This window comes from Pseudomonas sp. AP3_22 TE3818 (genome assembly GCF_053628995.1).
The window spans coordinates 2436125-2454292 of record NZ_JBRJHL010000001.1 but is presented as its reverse complement, the minus strand read 5'-3'; the positions used below and the strand labels follow the sequence as shown (position 1 = coordinate 2454292).

The following is an 18168-nucleotide window of genomic DNA, read 5'->3' as shown; positions in this document are numbered from 1 at the left end:
CAGCGATGGTCGTTAACGATAAAGCGTGTGAACTGGATAAACGCGGCGCATTTGAGTCCATCGCCGGCAAGCCGGCTCCTACAGTTTCCCGGGAATGCGTGAAGAACCTTATTTTTTGCTGTGTGAGGTATTGAGCTCAACAGCCGCCTGAACCAACGCCGTCAACGCCGCTTCATCGATCTGCTCGCCCTCGCGAATATCGATGGCACGTCGGGTATTACCTTCAAGGCTTGCATTGAACAGCTTCGACGGATCGTCCAGCGACGCGCCCTTGGCGAAGGTCAGCTTCACCACTTGCTTGTAAGTCTCGCCGGTGCAGAGGATGCCGGCACGGGACCACACCGGCACGCGCCACTTCCACTCTTCGATCACTTCGGGGTCGGCCTGCCGGATGATCTTGCGCAGGCGGGCCAGGGTCTCGCCGCGCCAGTCGGCCAGCTCCCGGATTCGCTCGTCGATCAGCGCCGAGGCTTCGTTTGATTCAACCTTGTCCGTTTTCATCACCGTCTGCACCCTCATCATGATGGTTGTGACCGATGAGGGTAGACGGTGTTGGCGGGTTTTCACGGTGACGAACCTCAAGCCCGGCGCTGAAGGCCAGGAAGACGGCAGGGACGGTACGCCGATCCGACAAGCTCCCTTGCCACAATTGTTCATTTGTCATCGAATCGTCATGAAGTGGGCGCCATACTCAGCTCATCCAATGCGTGCTTTAACTTTCTGCTGCCTCTCCCGGCGGCTTTTTTTTGCCTTCACTGGTTTGGAGGTCACTTCATTTTCAGCGTGGGCATGGTCCCTTGTGGGAGCTGGCTTGCCAGCGATGGTCGTTAACGATAACGCGTGTGAACTGGATAAACGCAGCGCATTTAAGTCCATCGCCAGCAAGCTGGCTCCTACAATTCTGCCTCTCCCGGCGGCTTTTTTTTGCCTGAAATGGCGCTTACAGGCATTCCTGCGCCGCACGCTCGAAACTCGACGGCACGAAGGTCGACGCCAGCAGCTTGCGCTCGTACAGGAACACTTTGCCGCCGTTCGAGGCCTTGTAGGTTTCAAGCACGTTGTCCGCCGCCACTTTGCTCGATACGACGATCCGGTAGCTGCGCTGGGTCTGCGACACCGTGGGCGCCAGTGCATCGTGCTGCAACTTCGGCACCACGCAATGGGTGTACTCCTCGGGCGACTTGCTGGTCTGCAAGGTCAGCGTCGGATTGTTCGGCGTGGCGCAACCGGCCAGCAACAGCGAGGCGAAGGCCAGGGTCGGGGCAAAAAAAGTGCGCATGAGTCAGGTCCTGAAAAGCAATCTATGGTGAATTGGCTGGTTAATGGGTTGCCGCGGTCAATCCGGTGGAGACCAGCGCGCTCAACGACGCATCGAACTGTTTCAACGCGGTCAGTTGCAGGTCGCGTTGCTGTTCGATTTGCGCGGCAATCTCGGGTGCGGCCTTGTCATGCACCCACACCGACGGCAGCTGTTTTTCCACCGCGCCTTCGGCCTTGCCGATGTATTGCAGGCCGGCGTCGTAGAACCGCGCGGCGAAACGTGCCTCGACCCGGTCGTTACGCTGGGTCAGCAACTGGTTGTGGGTATCGAGCATCACCACGACATCGGGATGGGCCTGCACCAGGGCATCGAGGCTGTCGTAGACCGTCACCGACAGAAAGGTCTTGTGCAACGAACTCATCAGCCAGTCGATGGCCAGTTGCGGATCGGAGCTGTCGACGAAGGCCTGGCGAATTCGCGCATCCAGTGCGTGCTTCGCGCCATTGACGGCCACCGAGTGGTATTGCTCAAGGTATTGCAGGTTTTCCACGGTGTGTTCGCTGTAGAGCACCCCGACCGTCTGCCCGTATTGCAACCCGCCCTGGCTACCGGTGATGGGCGGCAGGTGGCAGGCGCGTGCGTCCTCGGCAAAGGCCGATGCGGTAGACACAACGCTGCCCAGCAACAGGGCAATCACAGCCAGTCGGGTCAAGATTTTCATCGCGCAGGTTCCTTGAGCAGCGTGTTCAATGCCGGCAATTTTCCGCCTTTGCGCCAAAAACAGAACTTGCGATTCTTGATGGTGACTATTGACTGAACCAATAGTGCGGCGGCGCCAGCACAGGCCTCTGGCGCAAACTTACCGGTCAATGTCGAACAAGCGGCTGTGCCGGGCGCCCACTGTTCATTACAGTGGCGACTGCCCTCAAAACCTGATCAAGGAGCGAAACAATGGTGACCTGCTACCTGAAATACGTGCTCGACCCTTACCAGCTCGACGCATTCGAGCACTACGGCAAGTTGTGGATCCCCCTGGTGGAGAAGTTCGGCGGCCAGCACCACGGCTACTTTCTGCCTTCGGAGGGCGCCAACAATATCGCCCTGGCACTGTTCACCTTTCCCAGCCTGGCGGCCTACGGACATTACCGGCAGCAATCGATGAACGATCCTGAGTGCATCGCGGCGTTCAAATACGCCGAAGATCGGAAATTCATCCTCAGCTACGAGCGTTCATTCATGCGGCCGGTGTTTGCCTGAAAGGCTCGCTGACTCAGTCTTTTTCAGATCCAGGCAGTAGGTGTAGTAACCGGGGTCGCGCACCCAGCCCAGGGATTCATACAGGCGCTGGGCGGTGACATTGTCGGTGGCGGTTTCCAGGGTCATGCCTTTGCCACCGGCCAGCCTTGCAAAATCCCGGGCGGTGTTCATCAGCAAGGTGCCGACGCCTTTGCCCCGGGCCGCGGGCGTGGTGAACAGATCACCGAGCAGCCAGGTGCGATGGGCGTCGATCGAGGAAAAGGTCGGGAACAGCTGGACGAAGCCGAGGTTTTCACCGTCGGTGTCCCGGGCAAGAAAAATCACCGATTCATCCCGGGCGATGCGCTCGGCGATGAAGGCGCGCGACTGCGCCAGGTTCGACGGCTGCTCGTAGAACATCCGGTAGGCGTCAAACAGAGGGGCGATCTGGTCGATATGCGATGCGTCGGCGCGCAGGGCCTGAATAGCCATGAGGGTGCTCCATTGCGGTCTCAAGGATTTACAGACTAGCAATGGAAGCTCAATCGAGACGTAATATTTTCCCGGCGAAGTTCACCTGTAGGAGCCGGCTTGCCGGCGATGGGGCCCACTAGCCTTGCATCGCATGAAAGGCCGCCATCGCTGGCAAGCCAGCTCCTACAGGGGGGCGGTGCGTTTCTGTCAGACCCGCACGTTACGCCCTGGCAACGACGTACGCTGGCTGCTCTCCCAACCCTCCACCAACCCCACCGGCACATCCGACGCCGGCAGCATCTGCACGCCACGCACCAGGTCGGACGCCCGCTCGGCCAGCATGATGGTCGGCGCATTGAGGTTGCCGTTCGGCTCGGTCGGGAACACCGACGAATCGATCACCCGCAGGCCGGCGATGCCGCGCACGCGCAATTCGGAGTCGACCACCGCCATGTCGTCCTCGCCCATGCGGCACGAACCGCAGGGATGGTAGGTGCTTTCCAGGTTGTCGCGCACGAAGGCATCGAGGTCTTCATCGCTGGTCACCTGTGCGCCCGGGGCGATTTCGCCGTCACGGAAGCGGTCCATGGCTTTCTGGCCGATGATCTCCCGGGTCAGGCGAATGCAGCGGCGGAAGCCTTCGCGGTCCTCTTCCCGCTCCAGATAGTTGAAGCGAATCTCCGGATGCTCGTACGGGTCGGCCGAGCGAACCCGCACGTAACCACGGCTTTTCGGCTTGTTGGGACCGGTGAGCACCATGAAGCCATGGCCTTTGATCGGCTTGTTGCCGTCGTAGCGCATCGCTGCCGGCAGAAAGTGGAACTGGATGTCCGGCCAGCGCAGGCCTTTTTCGGAGCGAATGAAGCCACCGGCCTCGAAGTGGTTGGTGGCGCCCAGGCCGTCCTTGAACAGCAGCCAGCGCAGACCGATCATCAGCTTGCTCAACGGGTCCATCTTGCTGTTGAGGGTCACCGGTTCCTTGCAGCCGAACTGGATGTACACCTCGGCGTGATCCTGCAGGTTCTCCCCTACCCCCGGAAGGTCATGGCGTACGCCGATCCCGGCCTTGCGCAGGACGTCCGCCGGGCCGATGCCGGAGCGTTGCAGCAGGTGCGGCGAGCCGATCGGCCCGGACGAGATCAGCACTTCGCGGTTGCAAAGCACCTGGTGGGTCTGGCCGCCGTGGTCATACATGACCCCCACCGCTCGCTTGCCTTCGAGGATGACCTGGCGGGTCATCGCATGGGTGATCACCGTCAGGTTCGGACGGCCCATGGCCGGACGCAGGTAGGCATTGGCCGTGGAGCAGCGCACGCCGTTTTTCACGGTCATGTGCATGGCACCGAAACCCTCCTGCATGTAGCCGTTGCAGTCCTCGGTCTTGATGTAGCCCGCCTCCGCGCCGGCTTCGACCCAGGCACCGTACAGCGGGTTTTTCATGTGGTTGCCGTTGGTGGTGTGCAGCGGTCCGGTCTGCCCGCGATAGCTGTCGCCGCCCGACTCATAGCTCTCGGCGCGCTTGAAGTACGGCAGGCAGTTGCGATAGCCCCAGCCTTCGGCGCCCAGGGATTCCCACTCGTCGAAATCCAGCGCATGGCCACGGATGTACACCAGGCCGTTGATCGAGGACGATCCGCCCAGCACCTTGCCCCGCGGGCAGTGAATGCGCCGGCCGTTGAGGAAAGTCTCCGGCTCGGTCTCGTAGCGCCAGTTGTACTTCTTGGTGTTCATCGGGATCGAGAAGGCACTGGGCATCTGGATCACTACGCTCTTGTCGCTGCCGCCGAATTCCAGGACCAGCACCGAGGTGGCCGGGTCTTCGCTCAGGCGGTTGGCCAACACACAACCTGCCGAGCCTGCGCCAATGATGATGTAGTCGTATTTTTGCGTGGTCATGCTTATCTCCCGACCGTCGATTCAGTGAATACCGGCAGTGGCTGCTGTTTGTGGGTCAGCGTGTCGCCGGTGGTGTATTGCGGGGAGGTTTTTTCGATCTGCTGGATCACCGTTTCTTCGCGCTTGAGGTCGATCGAGCGGCTCAGCCAGTAGTAGGCCAGGCCCGACACGATCAGCCCGACCAGCCAGGCGATGTCGATGCTGCCCAGTGCCTTGGCGAGCGGGCCGACATACACCTCGCGCTGTTCAACGCCGTCGAAGATGTAGAAGAACGGAATCATCGAGATAAAACCGATGGCATAGGCGGCGATCCCGCGCAGTCCCCAGCTGCCATAAATGTTGCCGTGAGGCATGAAGAAGTGCGGGATGGCGTAGCGGCCCTTGCGCACGAAGAAGTAATCGGTGAGGTTGACCGAGGTCCAGGGCACCAGGAAGTACAGCATCACCACCAGGTAGATACCCAGCACCGACAGGCCTTTGCCCGAACTCTGGATGCTCAGGGCCACGCCCAGTTGCAGCAGGATCACGAAGCCGATGGCCAGGATGCGTGCCTTGCGGGTGGGTTCGATGTGCTTGATCGAGTCGACGCAGGTCAGCGTGGTCAGCTTGGCACTGTAGATGTTCATCGCGATCACCGGCAGGAATGCCAGGATAGTGACGACCACCACCGCCGTGCCCATCAGTGGCGACACGGTGTTGCCGACTTGCCCCAGGGCCACCAGCACGTCAGTGGAATGCAGGTGATCGGCGAGCCAGCCACCCACGGAAATCATCCACGCACCGGACAACGAAGCCCCGAGGAACACCACGGCGATCAGCTTGCCGCTGGAAGTGTTTTTCGGCAGATAGCGCGAGTAGTCCGACACATAAGGCGCATAGGCGATGTTGTAGCTGGCGGCCGCCGCAAACTGCGCAATGAAACCGGTCCAGTTGAAACCCAGCGGCTCCCGGGCCACTTCGCCCTCCGCGAGTGCCGGCAGCACCGCATCCGGCACCCAACCCATCAGCACCGCCATGGTCACCAGGCCATACAGCGGCAAGGACAGGAACAGCGCCCATTTGAAGCTGCGGTGCATCCAGTCATGGCCGAGGATCGCCAGCACCGCCGCCGGGATGGTCACCGCCACTGCGATCACCGCGGGGTTGAAACCGAACAGCGTGTGCAGCCCCTGCATCATCAGCACCAGGTTGACGATGTTGAAGCCGGCGAACACGAACAGCGTCGCCAGCAGCACCAGGATCACCCCGCGATAACCGAACTGCGCGCGGGACTGGATCATCTGCGGCAGGCCCAGGTGCGGGCCTTGCGAACCGTGAAACGCCATGAACAGCGTGCCGAACATGATGCCCAGCGTGCCGGCGAGCGTGGTCCACAGCGCGGTCAGGCCGACGCTCGGGCCGACGAAGCCGATGGTCATGGTGAAGAAGGTGAAGTTGCCGAGGAACCAGAACGGGCCCTGGCTCGACAGTTTGTCGGTGCGCTCGTTCTCGGGGATGAAATCAATCGAATGCCCCTCGACGACAGACTTGTCGTCGAGGGCGGACACGCTCGTGGCTGACTTGGCGTTAGTGTTCATGATGGACTCTTATTGTTGGAAGATCATGACGAGATAACCGCGTTCTTTCGGGGGAACGACTCCCGGGGCGCGTCCTTGCCGTTCCTGATCAATGATGGCGCCAATGGCGAAAATGACGCTGAACCTGTAGGAGCGAGCTTGCTCGCGATGAAGCCAGGAGCACCGCGGGGTATCAGGCTTCCAGCGTTATCGTTAGCGACCATCGCGAGCGAGCTCGCTCCTACAGGGGGCCAGGGCAGGCGTCAGCCTGGCAGCGTGATCCAGACTGCCTTGGTTTCGAGCAGGTAATCGAGCTGCTCGGCGCCCAGGTCCTTGCCGAATCCGGACTGCTTGTAGCCACCGAACGGCATCGACGGGTCGAGGGTGCCGTGGGCGTTGACGTAGACCGAGCCTGCTTTCAAACGTGGAATCAGGCTGTGCACTTTGCCAAGGTCGTTGGAATACAGTGCCGCCGCCAGGCCGTAAGGCGAATCGTTGGCCAGGGCCAGGGCCTCTTCCTCATCGTCGAAGGGTGCGGTGACCAGCACCGGCCCGAAGATCTCTTCCTGGACAATGCGCATGTCGTTGCGGCAATGGGCGAAGATGGTCGGCTCGACGAAGAAACCAGGGCCATCGACCGCTTGTCCGCCGTAGACCAGTTTGGCGCCTTCGGCCTTGCCGGTCTCGATGTACTCGGTCACGCGCTGCTTTTGCAGGGCCGAAACCAGTGGGCCGATGAAGCAGTCCGGGTCCAGGCCGGGGGCCATTTTCAGGGTGCGCGTGTAGGCGATCAGCTCACCCAGGAATTGGTCGTAGACACTGCTATGAATATAGGCCCGTGTACCGGCGTCGCATACCTGCCCGGAGTTGAAAAACACGCCGTTGGCGACCGCTTGGGCGGCGGCCGGGATGTCGGCGTCGGCGCAGACGATGACCGGTGATTTGCCACCGAGTTCGAGGGTCAGGCGCTTCATGTCATCCAGCGCTGCGCGGCCGACAGTCTGGCCGACCGGGGTCGAGCCGGTGAAGGTCAGTTTGTCGATGCCGGGGTGGGTGGCCATGGCCGCACCGACCACACTGCCGCGCCCGGTGACGATGTTGATCACGCCGTCGGGGATGCCCGCTTCCTGCACCAGTTCAGCAAAACGCAGGGCCGACAACGAGGTCAGTTCGGCGGGCTTGACCACCACGGTGCAACCGGTCGCCAACGCCGCGCCGAGCTTCCAGGCCATGGTCTGCAACGGGAAGTTCCACGGCACGATTGCACCGACCACGCCGACCGCCTCCTTGCGGGTGTAAGCCAGGTAATTGCCCGGCAACGAAGGTTCGACGGTACGGCCGTGCAGCTTGGTGGCCCAGCCGGCGAAGTAACGCAGGGTATCGACGGTGCCCTGGATGTCCACGTCCTTGGCGAAGGCCACGGATTTGCCCATGTCGATGGATTCGATTTCCGCCAGTTCGGCAGCGTTCTGTTCGATCAGGTCGGCCAGGCGCTGCATCATACGCTCGCGCTCGGCCGGTTTGGCCTGGCGCCAGGCGCCGCCGTCGAACTGCGCGCGGGCGGCTTGCACGGCGCGGTCCAGGTCATCGGTGGTGCCCATGGGAATGCGGGTGATCAGGCCTTCGGTCGAAGGTTCGATGACATCGGAGGTCTGGCCGTCGCTGGCTTCGACCCAGGCGCCGCCGATGAACATTTTCGGGACCTTGCTGAGGAAGGTCTGGGTGGCTTCGCTGACGCCGAATTTCTGCAGGTAACTCTTGACGATCGTGTCCATTTTTATTCTCTCTGCCCGGCAGTCAGGCACTGCCGGGGCTCTGGCTTCTGAGCTGTGTGGTTTCGATATCAGGCTGGACTGGTTTCGCTCTCGGCGGCTGCACGCACCTTGCCGCGTTCGTGGAAGATGAAACCAATGCTGTTGAGCAGCAGTTGCGCGGCGAGGATCGAGGTCATGCCGGTCGGGTCGTACACCGGCGCCACTTCCACCAGGTCCATGCCGACGATGTTACCCTTGCTGCGCTTGGCCAGGGCCTGGATGATTTCCAGCACTTCGTAGTAGAGGAAGCCGCCATGGCTCGGGGTGCCGGTGCCGGGGGCGATGGACGGGTCGAAACCGTCGATGTCGATGGTGATGTAGTAGTTGATGTTCTGCGGGATCAGCGCCAGCACACCCTCGACGCCGAGGCGACGCACGTCACGTACCGAGAGGATTTTCGAACCAGCTTCATGGGCTGCTTCGTAGTCGTCGCGGTTGGACGACGACACGTTGCGAATGCCCATCTGGGTCATGCCGACGATGTGGTTCATTTCCGAAGCGCGGCGCAGCGGATTGCCGTGGCCATAGCGCACACCGTGGCGCTCGTCGACGAAATCCAGGTGCGCATCGAAGTGGATGATGTGGATCGGGCCGCGGCCTTCGAAGGCCTTGATCACCGGCGCGTGCACCGAGTGATCACCGCCGAGCACCACCGGCATCACGCCGGCATCGAGGATCTTGCGCACGGCGTATTCGGTGTTCTTGTTGCTGGTGGCCATGTCGGTGTGGACGATGTCGGCATCACCGACGTCGACCATGCGCACGTCCGATGCGGTGAGGTACATCACGTCATCTTCGTGATCGTAGGCGCCGGCGTGGCCGAAGGAAAACAGCGTCGATGCTTCACGAATCCCGCGGGGTCCGAAGCGTGCGCCGGAGCGCCACTGGGTGCCCATATCGTTGGGCACACCGAGCACCGCGACGTCGGCATCCAGTGCATCCCAATCGGTGCACACCGGGGATTTGCCAAAGGTGCAATGCCCCACGAATGGCAGGTTCAGACGACCGGATTCATAACCGTTGTTCGACATTTCTAGCCTCTCCACTTCTTGTTATCGGCCTGGCGGACTGCAAGGCGACCGCCGTTGGAAAGACTATGGGCGCAGGTTTTCGTGGAAAAAATGCTAAACATCAGATACTCATATCGGCATTCCCGATGCGTCCACAGGCCGGAGGTCCAAGATGATCCAGCTGCACGATGTCGACCTGAAACTGCTCAGGGTGTTTGCCACGATCGTCCGCTGCGGCGGCTTCTCGGCCGCGCAGGCGGCGCTGAATGCCGGGCAGTCGACCATCAGCGAGCAGATGACCCACCTGGAAACCCGCCTGGGGGTCAAACTCTGCCAGCGCGGGCGCAGCGGCTTTCGCCTGACCGAACAGGGCGTGGCGATTCATGAAGCCACCCAGCGCCTGCTGTCGGCGGTGGAAAACTTCTGCATGGACGCCGACGTGCTCAAGCAGCACATCAGCGGCAAGCTCAACCTGGGGATCATCGACACCACGATCACCGACCCCGACTCGCCGATCCCGCGCACCACCCAGCGCTTCGTCTCCCGGGGCCACGACGTGCACCTGAACGTGTACGTCGGCACCCCGGCGGAACTCGAAGAACGGGTGCTCGACGGTCGACTTCATCTCGCCATCGGGCACTTCCCGATCCATGTGCCGGGGCTGCTGCAATCGCCGCTGTACCAGGAAGCCCTGGGCTTGTATTGCGGGCGGCGCCACCCGCTGTTTGGCAGCCAGGCTGAAGGTGAGGAACTGCTCGAAGAAGTTGCTGCCGGGCGCATCGTCGTGCGCGGCTACATGCAGCAATACGACCTCGAGCACCTGGGCGTGAGCAAGGCGGCCGCCACCGTCGATAACATCGAGGCTTCGGCCATCCTGATCATCTCCGGCGCCTATGTCGGCTTCCTGCCCGAGCACTTCGCCAGCCAGTGGGTCAAGAGCGGCGAGATGCATCAACTGGCAGCCGCGAGCCTGCGCCTGAAGTCACCCTTCGATGTGATCACCCGGCGCGGTACGGCACCGCCGCCCATCCTCCAGGCGTTCCTTGAGGACCTGGCCGCCAGCGCCCGTAAAACCGCCAAGCCGTGATAGGACACTCGCCAAATTGAAATTTTGCCGGGCATACTGATTTTAGTTCGCCAACCTTGCAGGCCCGTCATGCGCATCCACGTCACCTTCATCGACCGCGTCGGAATCACCCAGGAAGTGCTGGCCCTGCTCGGTGGACGCAGTTTCAACCTGGACGCCGTGGAGATGGTCCCGCCGAACGTCTACATCGATGCGCCGACCCTCGGCGCCGAGGTGCTCGAAGAGCTGCGCGAAGCCCTTTTTGATGTGCGCGGCGTGCAGGCCGTGACCCTGGTCGACATCCTTCCGGGGCAACGCCGGCGCCTGCAACTGGACGCCTTGCTGGCCGCCAGTTCCGACCCGGTGCTGGCGGTGGATGATCGCGGCCATGTGCTGCTGGCCAACCCGGCGCTGATCGCCCTGTGCGGCCGCGAACCGGCCGGTGAATCGCTGACCGCCCTGTTCGACGATGCCGACTTGCAGCGCACCCTGATCGCCCATCATTTCCGCCTGCCGATGCACGAGGTCAGTCTCGGCGGCCAGACCTTGCTCCTCGACGCGATGCCGATCACCGACGCTGGCGCCCTGCTCACCCTGTATCAACCCAACCGCATCGGCGAACGCCTGTCGGCGCTGCACCACGACCATGCCGAAGGCTTCGATGCGCTGCTCGGCGAATCGCCGCCGATCCGCGCGCTCAAGGCCCGTGCGCAACGGGTCGCAGCATTGGATGCGCCACTGTTGATCCAGGGTGAAACCGGTACCGGCAAGGAGCTGGTGGCCCGCGCCTGCCATGCCATCAGCCCACGGCACGACGCGCCATTCCTGGCCCTGAACTGCGCGGCACTGCCCGAGAGCCTCGCTGAAAGCGAGCTGTTCGGCTACGCCCCCGGCGCCTTCACGGGCGCGCAACGGGGCGGCAAGCTCGGCCTGCTGGAACTGGCCGACCAGGGCACGGTATTCCTCGATGAAGTGGGAGAAATGTCGCCCTATCTGCAAGCCAAGTTGCTGCGTTTCTTGAGCGATGGCTGCTTCCGTCGGGTGGGGGGCGACAAGGAAGTACGGGTCAATGTGCGGGTGCTCAGCGCCACCCACCGCGACCTGGAAAAAATGGTCGCCGAAGGGCGTTTTCGCGAAGACCTGTTCTACCGCCTCAACGTGCTCAACCTGCAAGTGCCGCCGCTGCGCGAGCGCGGTCACGACATCCTGCTGATGGCCAATCACTTTATGCAGCAGGCCTGCGCGCAGATCCAGCGGCCGGCCTGTCGCTTGGCACCGAGCACCTTCGGCGCCCTGCTCGGCAACCGCTGGCCGGGCAACGTGCGGCAACTGCAAAACGTGATCTTTCGCGCGGCGGCGATCTGCGAAAATCCGCTGGTGGACATCGACGACCTCGACATCGCCCGCACCGCCGTCGAGCGGCAAAACGACGGTGAAGTGGGCAGCCTGGAAGAGGCCGTTGGTGACTTTGAGAAGAACCTGCTGGAGCAGCTTTACCGCAGTTATCCGTCCAGTCGGTTGCTCGCTGCACGCTTGCAGACGTCCCATAGCGCCATCGCGATTCGCCTGCGCAAGTACGGAATTCCCGCCAAGCCCTGATACTTTTTGAAGAAACACAATCCACAACAAACACTGAACCCTGTGGGAGCGGGCTTGCCCGCGATGATGCCGTGTCAGTCGATATCAATGTTGCCTGTCACACCGCAATCGCGGGCAAGCCCGCTCCCACAGGACCTACGTTGTCGTTGAAACCGTGTCTGCAAATCGATACAGCGTAGCAAAATCAAGACACCCCCTTCCCTGGCAGCAATCACAGCGCTTGCGTCCGAGGCTTTACCTGCCTGTATTGATTTCGGTACAACGTCAGTCACCGCCATTCTAAAAAATAGCTTCAAGCCATTGATTTAGAACAACTAATAAACCTTGGCACCGCCCTTGCTATCACTCCTCCAACCCCGCTCGTCGCCCCGCCACGAGCCTTAAAACAATAAGGAGTTGATATGAGCCAATTGCGTTTTACCGTCGATCACGAATGGTTGCGCCTTGAGAGCAATGGCCTGGTCACCGTCGGCATCACGGCGTTTGCCCAGCAGGCGCTGGGGGATGTGGTGTTCGTTCAGGTGCCTGAACTGGGCGCCTTCGATGCAGGCGCTGAAGTGTCGGTACTGGAGTCGGTGAAAGCGGCCAGCAGCATCGGCATGCCGCTGGACGGTGAGGTGGTCGAGGTCAACGACACGCTGGAAAGCACCCCGGAATTGGTCAACGAAGACCCGTTGGGCGAAGGCTGGTTCTTTCGCTTCAAACCGGTCGATGTCGAGGCGTTGAGCGACTTGCTGGATCAAGACGCCTATGCACGCCTGACCGCCGAACACGCCGACGCTTGAAGCCCCCACGAACCCAGAAAAAGGACCACCCCATGTTCAGCAAGCACGACCAGATCAAAGGCTACGACGACGAACTGCTGGCGGCGATGAACGCCGAGGATGCGCGGCAGGAACACCATATCGAACTGATCGCCTCGGAAAACTACACCAGCCAGCGGGTGATGCAAGCCCAGGGCAGCGGCCTGACCAACAAGTACGCCGAAGGGTATCCGGGCAAGCGTTACTACGGCGGCTGCGAGCACGTCGATGTGGTCGAGCAACTGGCCATCGACCGCGCCAAACAACTGTTCGGCGCCGACTACGCCAACGTCCAGCCGCACTCCGGCAGCCAGGCCAACGCCGCGGTTTATCTGGCGTTGCTGCAAGCGGGCGACACCGTGCTCGGCATGAGCCTGGCCCACGGCGGCCACTTGACCCACGGCGCCAAGGTGAGCTTTTCCGGCAAGCTGTACAACGCCGTGCAGTACGGCATCGATACCACCACCGGCCTGATCGATTACGACGAAGTCGAGCGTCTGGCGATCGAGCACAAGCCGAAGATGATCATCGCCGGCTTCTCGGCCTATTCGAAGACCCTGGACTTCCCGCGCTTCCGTCAGATTGCGGACAAGGTCGGCGCCTACTTCTTCGTCGACATGGCCCACGTCGCCGGGCTGGTGGCCACGGGTCTGTACCCCAATCCCCTGCCCTACGCCGACGTGGTCACCACCACCACGCACAAGACCCTGCGCGGCCCCCGTGGCGGTCTGATTCTGGCCAAGGCCAACCCGGAGCTGGAGAAGAAGCTCAACGCCGCCGTGTTCCCCGGTGGCCAGGGTGGCCCGCTGATGCACGTGATCGCGGCCAAGGCCGTGTGCTTCAAGGAAGCGCTGGAGCCGGCATTCAAGGTTTATCAGGCGCAGGTGATCCGCAACGCCCAGGCCATGGCGCAGGTGTTTATCGAGCGCGGTTATGACGTAGTCTCCGGCGGTACCGACAACCACCTGTTTCTGGTCAGCCTGATCCGCCAGGGCCTGACCGGCAAGGACGCCGACGCCGCCCTCGGGCGTGCCGGCATCACCGTGAACAAGAACGCCGTGCCCAATGATCCGCAATCGCCGTTCGTGACCTCCGGCCTGCGCATCGGTACGCCGGCGATCACCAGCCGTGGCTTCAAGGAAGCGCAAAGCATCGCCCTGGCCGGGTGGATCTGCGACATCCTCGATCACCTCGGCGATGCCGACATCGAAGCCAATGTCGCCCGCCAGGCGGCGGCCCTGTGTGCGGACTTCCCGGTCTATCGCGACTGAACTGGCTGCTAACCGCTTTTGTAGGAGCCCGGCTTGCCGGCGATGGCAATCTCAAGGACGCCATCGCCGGCAAGCCGGACTCCTACAGGAGGCATCAGGGCAAGTCGCCCCCCGTTCGCGTACAAGGAAAACACCATGAACGCCATTGTCGAATCGACCGGCAACCACCCGGCCAAGGTGGAGGTCGGCACCAAACTGCGCGGCGCGGAAAAGGTCGCGCGGATTCCGGTGAAGATCATTCCCACGGATGAATTCCCGCGCAAACCCGACTGGATTCGCGTGCGCATGCCGATCTCTCCCGAGGTCGAGCGGATCAAGCAGCTGCTGCGCAAGCACAAGCTGCACAGTGTCTGCGAAGAAGCCTCGTGCCCGAACCTCGGCGAGTGTTTTTCCGGTGGCACCGCAACCTTCATGATCATGGGCGACATCTGCACCCGGCGTTGCCCGTTCTGTGACGTCGGCCATGGCCGGCCCAGGCCGCTGGACGTCAACGAGCCGATGAACCTGGCCGTGGCCATCGCCGAACTGCGCCTGAAGTACGTGGTGATCACCTCGGTGGATCGCGACGATTTGCGCGACGGCGGCGCCCAGCACTTTGTCGACTGCCTGCACGAGATCCGCAAGCTGTCCCCCGGCGTGCAACTGGAGACCCTGGTGCCGGATTATCGCGGACGCATGGACGTGGCCCTGGCGATCACCGCCACTGAGCCGCCGGATGTGTTCAACCACAACCTGGAAACCGTACCGCGCCTGTACAAGGCCGCGCGCCCTGGTTCGGACTTCGAGTGGTCGCTGGACCTGCTGCAGAAGTTCAAGCTCGCCGTGCCCCACGTACCGACCAAATCCGGGCTGATGCTGGGCCTGGGCGAAACCGACGAGGAAGTGATCGAAGTCATGCAACGCATGCGCGAGCACGGCATTGACATGCTGACCCTCGGCCAGTACTTGCAGCCCTCGCGCAGTCACCTGCCGGTGCAGCGCTTCGTGCACCCGGACACCTTTGCCTGGTTCGCCGAGGAAGGCACGCGCATGGGTTTCAAGAACGTGGCGTCCGGGCCGCTGGTGCGCTCGTCCTATCACGCCGATCAACAACTTCATGGAGGTGCCGGCGGTTTCCAGCCATGATGGAGTGACTGGTCATGCATGGAGCCGTTCCCGATGCCGCGTTCACCCTGTCTGTTGTTGCTGTGCCTGAGCCTTGCCCTGCCGTGCATGGCCGACGAGCCGAAACCCGGGCACATGCTGTATGTACGCAGCGTCGACCCGGGCATCGTGCAGGACATCCGCTACGCCAGCGCGCACAATTTCACCGGGCACCCGCTCGACGGCTACCAGGCGGCGGAGTGCCTGCTGTCGCAGGACGCGGCGAAGGCGTTGGCCCGAGTGCAAAGCGCACTGAAAGCCGAAGGCTACGGCTTGAAGGTATTCGACTGCTATCGCCCGACCCGCGCGGTGGCGGACATGGGTCGCTTCGCCAGCGAACCCGGCGACCCGCTCAAGACCGAGTTCTATCCACGGGTCGACAAGCAGGACTTCTGGCGCCTGGGGTATGTGGCCCGGGTGTCCAATCACTCCCGGGGCAACACCGTCGACCTGACGATGACCGGCCCCGACGCCCTGCCCGCCGACACCTGGACACCTTCGGTGAAACCGGTGGATTGCACGGCGCCTTACGGTGAGCGCTGGCACGACGGCGCGCTCGACATGGGCACTGGTTTCGATTGCTTCGATGAGCGGGCGCACACCGACTCGGCGCTGATCAACGCCACGGCCAAGGCCAATCGCCAGCGACTCAACAGCGCGATGGAAAAAGAAGGTTTCAGCGGTTACTCGGCCGAGTGGTGGCACTTCACGTACGGCGCGAATACGCAGAAACCGGACGTCATGGACTTCCCCATTACGCCGCTCGCACCATGAACCCTCTGATCAAATCCCTGTTGCTGCTGTTTTTTCCATGGGTGGCGATGGCCCAGGGACTCGACGGCAGCAATCAGTTGATCGTGGTCACCAGTAAAAACTGGGATGACGTTCAAGCCACTGCTCAGCGCTATGAGCGGCACGGCAAGACCTTTGAAAAATTCGAAGCGCCGTTTGCGGTGGTGCTCGGCAAAAATGGCCTGGGCTGGGGCAAGGGGCTGCTCGACGTCGGGCAACCTGAAGGCCCGGTGAAACAGGAAGGCGATGGCAAGGCCCCGGCAGGAATGTTCAAGCTGGGCACGGCGTTTGGCTACGAGCCTTCCGCCAGAACCCACCTGCCCTATATGGCATTGACGCCAACTATCGAATGCGTGGACGACAGTCAGTCTGCACGCTACAACGAATTGGTCGACGGCGCGGTGGTTGCGAAGGACTGGAGCAGTTCCGAACTTATGCGCCGCAGCGATGACTTGTACCGCCAAGGCATTTTCATCGAGCACAACACTCCGGCCACCCCCACTGCCGGCTCGTGCATTTTCTTCCACATCTGGCGCGGCCCCACGGCGCCGACCCGCGGCTGTACAGCCATGGACCCGGCGGATATTGCGCGGCTGTTGGATTGGCTGGACCCTGGCAAATCCCCGGTGCTGGTGCAACTGCCGCAAGCGCAGTACGAGCAGTTGCGTGAGCGTTGGAGCCTGCCAGCACGTTAATCACGCCTGGCACCGAACCTGTGGCGAGGGGGCTTGCCCCCGTTGGACTGCGCAGCAGGCCCATCTTTTAGGGCCGCTTCGCGCCCCAACGGGGGCAAGCCCCCTCGCCACAAAAGCTCGCCGCTCTTCCTGTGTTAACCCCATTCAACCACCACGCTACTCATCGACGACCTGGCCAACGCGTAATAAATCACACCCGGCACCAACAACCCGACGATCCAGGAAATGTCCACGCCGCCCAGTTGTGCAACCATCGGCCCGGAGTAGAAATGGGTGTCGACAAAGGGCAGCTGGATCAACACGCCGATCACATAGACGCTGATCCCCAGCACGTTCCAGCGACCGTAGCGGCCTGTCGGGTCGGACAGTGCCGGGATGTCGTAGCGCTCCTTGTTGATGAAGTAGTAGTCCACCAGGTTGATCGCGCTCCACGGGGTGAAGAACGTCAGCAGGAACAGGATGAAGTACTTGAACGAGTTGAGGAACGAGTACTGCCCCAGCAACGCCAGCGCGGTGGACGCCGCGACGATCAGCAGCACAAACAGCATGCGCTGGCGGGCGCTGATTTCCAGGCGACGGCGAAAGCCGCTGATGATGGTGGCGATGCACATGAAGCTGCCGTAGGCGTTGAGGGTGGACACTGTGACCTTGCCGAAGACAATGCTCAGGTACAGCAAGGAGGCGATCACACCGCTACTGCCCAGGCCGACAATGGTCGCCACTTCGTGCCCACGGAAATTCGCCCCGGCCAGTGCGGCGGCGAACACCCCGAGCACCATCGAAGCCTGGGCCCCTAGCACCGTGCCGAGACCGACGGCGGCGAAGGTTTTCCACGACGACGTCTTGCTCGGCAGGTAGCGCGAGTAGTCCGCCACATAAGGGCCGAAAGCGATTTGCCAGGACGCCGAGAGCGACACCGCCAGCAAGAACGTGCTCCAGCTGAAATGACGGTTGTCGAGCAGCAGGCCGATGTCGTTGAGGGTCATCAACCGGGTGAACAGGTAGGCGAAGGCGATGATGCCCAGCACGCTGGCCACCCGCCCGACCAGGTGAATAACCCGATAGCCGAAGATCGTCAGGAACGCAATGCACGCCGCGAAAATCAGGATGCCGGCGCTGTCGCTGACACTGATCAACTGCGCAATCGCCTGCCCCGACAGCACCGCGCCGGTGGCACTGAAACCGAGGTACATCAGGCACACCAGGACAATCGGGATCGCCGCGCCATACACCCCGAACTGCACGCGGCTGGAGATCATCTGCGGCAGCCCGAGCTTCGGCCCTTGCGCCGCGTGCAGCGCCACCACGGCGCCGCCGAGCACTTGCCCGATCAGCAAGCCGATCAGCGACCAGAACACATCGCCGCCCAGTACCACGGCGAGGGCACCGGTGACGATGGCGGTGATTTGCAGGTTGGCGCCAAGCCACAGGGTGAACTGGCTGTAGAGGCTGCCGTGACGCTCGGCCTCCGGAATGAAATCGATCGAGCGGGTCTCGATCAGGGGACTGCGTTGCGCACTCATGACGGTGTTTCCTTTGAGGAACTGTTTTT

The 18168-nt window shown here is 62.1% G+C and carries 18 protein-coding genes; 9 read left to right on the top strand and 9 right to left on the bottom strand.

The window, feature by feature from the left end; genetic code table 11:
- Positions 1 to 5 precede the first annotated feature (5 nt).
- Positions 6 to 134, top strand: coding sequence for a hypothetical protein (locus AB7M25_RS11145; protein ID WP_454237286.1), 129 nt, complete (start codon positions 6 to 8; stop codon positions 132 to 134).
- Here the strand turns inward: AB7M25_RS11145 and AB7M25_RS11140 are convergent.
- The 3 genes from AB7M25_RS11140 to AB7M25_RS11130 all read right to left on the bottom strand — a co-directional run bounded on the left by AB7M25_RS11140 (position 109) and on the right by AB7M25_RS11130 (position 1982).
- A complete protein-coding gene (locus AB7M25_RS11140; protein WP_429382976.1) occupies positions 109 to 501 on the bottom strand; it encodes a DUF1801 domain-containing protein in 393 nt (130 codons plus the stop codon). The two genes, AB7M25_RS11145 and AB7M25_RS11140, sit on opposite strands and share 26 nt — an antisense overlap.
- Positions 502 to 940: 439 nt before the next feature.
- Complete coding sequence (locus AB7M25_RS11135) at positions 941 to 1279, bottom strand: hypothetical protein (protein ID WP_104447739.1); 339 nt, start codon at positions 1277 to 1279, stop codon at positions 941 to 943.
- A gap of 40 nt (positions 1280 to 1319) precedes the next feature.
- Complete coding sequence (locus AB7M25_RS11130) at positions 1320 to 1982, bottom strand: ATPase (RefSeq protein WP_454237285.1); 663 nt, start codon at positions 1980 to 1982, stop codon at positions 1320 to 1322.
- A 230-nt stretch (positions 1983 to 2212) separates the two neighbouring features.
- Here AB7M25_RS11130 and AB7M25_RS11125 point away from each other — a divergent pair, with 230 nt between their 5' ends.
- Positions 2213 to 2518, top strand: coding sequence for an NIPSNAP family protein (locus AB7M25_RS11125; protein ID WP_454237284.1), 306 nt, complete (start codon positions 2213 to 2215; stop codon positions 2516 to 2518).
- On the opposite strand, the gene AB7M25_RS11120 is transcribed toward AB7M25_RS11125, so the two are convergent.
- From AB7M25_RS11120 to speB, 5 genes are all read right to left on the bottom strand, one after another.
- Positions 2492 to 2989: a GNAT family N-acetyltransferase gene (locus AB7M25_RS11120; RefSeq protein ID WP_454237283.1), complete on the bottom strand. Its 498-nt coding sequence runs from the start codon at positions 2987 to 2989 to the stop codon at positions 2492 to 2494. The two genes, AB7M25_RS11125 and AB7M25_RS11120, sit on opposite strands and share 27 nt — an antisense overlap.
- Positions 2990 to 3178: 189 nt before the next feature.
- Entirely contained in the window at positions 3179 to 4867 is a 1689-nt protein-coding gene (gene betA, locus AB7M25_RS11115) for a choline dehydrogenase (RefSeq protein ID WP_007980667.1), read from the bottom strand.
- A 2-nt stretch (positions 4868 to 4869) separates the two neighbouring features.
- Complete coding sequence (locus tag AB7M25_RS11110) at positions 4870 to 6444, bottom strand: purine-cytosine permease family protein (protein ID WP_429382981.1); 1575 nt, start codon at positions 6442 to 6444, stop codon at positions 4870 to 4872.
- Positions 6445 to 6686: 242 nt separating this feature from the next.
- Positions 6687 to 8198, bottom strand: a complete 1512-nt coding sequence (locus tag AB7M25_RS11105; protein ID WP_454237282.1) for an aldehyde dehydrogenase family protein — start codon at positions 8196 to 8198, stop codon at positions 6687 to 6689.
- A 68-nt stretch (positions 8199 to 8266) separates the two neighbouring features.
- Positions 8267 to 9268 carry an agmatinase gene (gene speB, locus AB7M25_RS11100; RefSeq protein WP_008055762.1) on the bottom strand — a complete coding sequence of 334 codons (1002 nt, stop codon included), beginning with the start codon at positions 9266 to 9268 and terminating at the stop codon, positions 8267 to 8269.
- A gap of 151 nt (positions 9269 to 9419) precedes the next feature.
- Here speB and AB7M25_RS11095 point away from each other — a divergent pair, with 151 nt between their 5' ends.
- The 7 genes from AB7M25_RS11095 (at position 9420) to AB7M25_RS11065 (ending at position 16616) form a co-directional block, all read left to right on the top strand.
- On the top strand, positions 9420 to 10334 hold the full coding sequence (locus AB7M25_RS11095; protein WP_102699166.1) for a LysR family transcriptional regulator: 915 nt from the start codon (positions 9420 to 9422) through the stop codon (positions 10332 to 10334).
- A 69-nt stretch (positions 10335 to 10403) separates the two neighbouring features.
- On the top strand, positions 10404 to 11912 hold the full coding sequence (locus AB7M25_RS11090; RefSeq protein WP_429382986.1) for a sigma-54-dependent transcriptional regulator: 1509 nt from the start codon (positions 10404 to 10406) through the stop codon (positions 11910 to 11912).
- A 401-nt stretch (positions 11913 to 12313) separates the two neighbouring features.
- Entirely contained in the window at positions 12314 to 12697 is a 384-nt protein-coding gene (gene gcvH / locus AB7M25_RS11085; RefSeq protein ID WP_454237281.1) for a glycine cleavage system protein GcvH, read from the top strand.
- A 32-nt stretch (positions 12698 to 12729) separates the two neighbouring features.
- Positions 12730 to 13986: a serine hydroxymethyltransferase gene (gene glyA, locus AB7M25_RS11080; protein ID WP_454237280.1), complete on the top strand. Its 1257-nt coding sequence runs from the start codon at positions 12730 to 12732 to the stop codon at positions 13984 to 13986.
- Positions 13987 to 14121: 135 nt separating this feature from the next.
- Entirely contained in the window at positions 14122 to 15111 is a 990-nt protein-coding gene (lipA, locus tag AB7M25_RS11075) for a lipoyl synthase (RefSeq protein WP_429382990.1), read from the top strand.
- 33 nt (positions 15112 to 15144) lie between these two features.
- The gene (locus AB7M25_RS11070; protein WP_454237279.1) at positions 15145 to 15903 is read left to right on the top strand and encodes a M15 family metallopeptidase; all 759 of its coding nucleotides are present in this window, start codon (positions 15145 to 15147) and stop codon (positions 15901 to 15903) included.
- A complete protein-coding gene (locus tag AB7M25_RS11065; protein WP_429517150.1) occupies positions 15900 to 16616 on the top strand; it encodes a L,D-transpeptidase family protein in 717 nt (238 codons plus the stop codon). The genes AB7M25_RS11070 and AB7M25_RS11065 overlap by 4 nt, the downstream gene beginning before the upstream one ends.
- A 134-nt stretch (positions 16617 to 16750) precedes the next feature.
- Here AB7M25_RS11065 and AB7M25_RS11060 read toward each other — a convergent pair whose 3' ends face one another.
- Positions 16751 to 18139 carry a purine-cytosine permease family protein gene (locus AB7M25_RS11060; RefSeq protein ID WP_454237278.1) on the bottom strand — a complete coding sequence of 463 codons (1389 nt, stop codon included), beginning with the start codon at positions 18137 to 18139 and terminating at the stop codon, positions 16751 to 16753.
- Between the last annotated feature and the right edge of the window lie 29 nt (positions 18140 to 18168).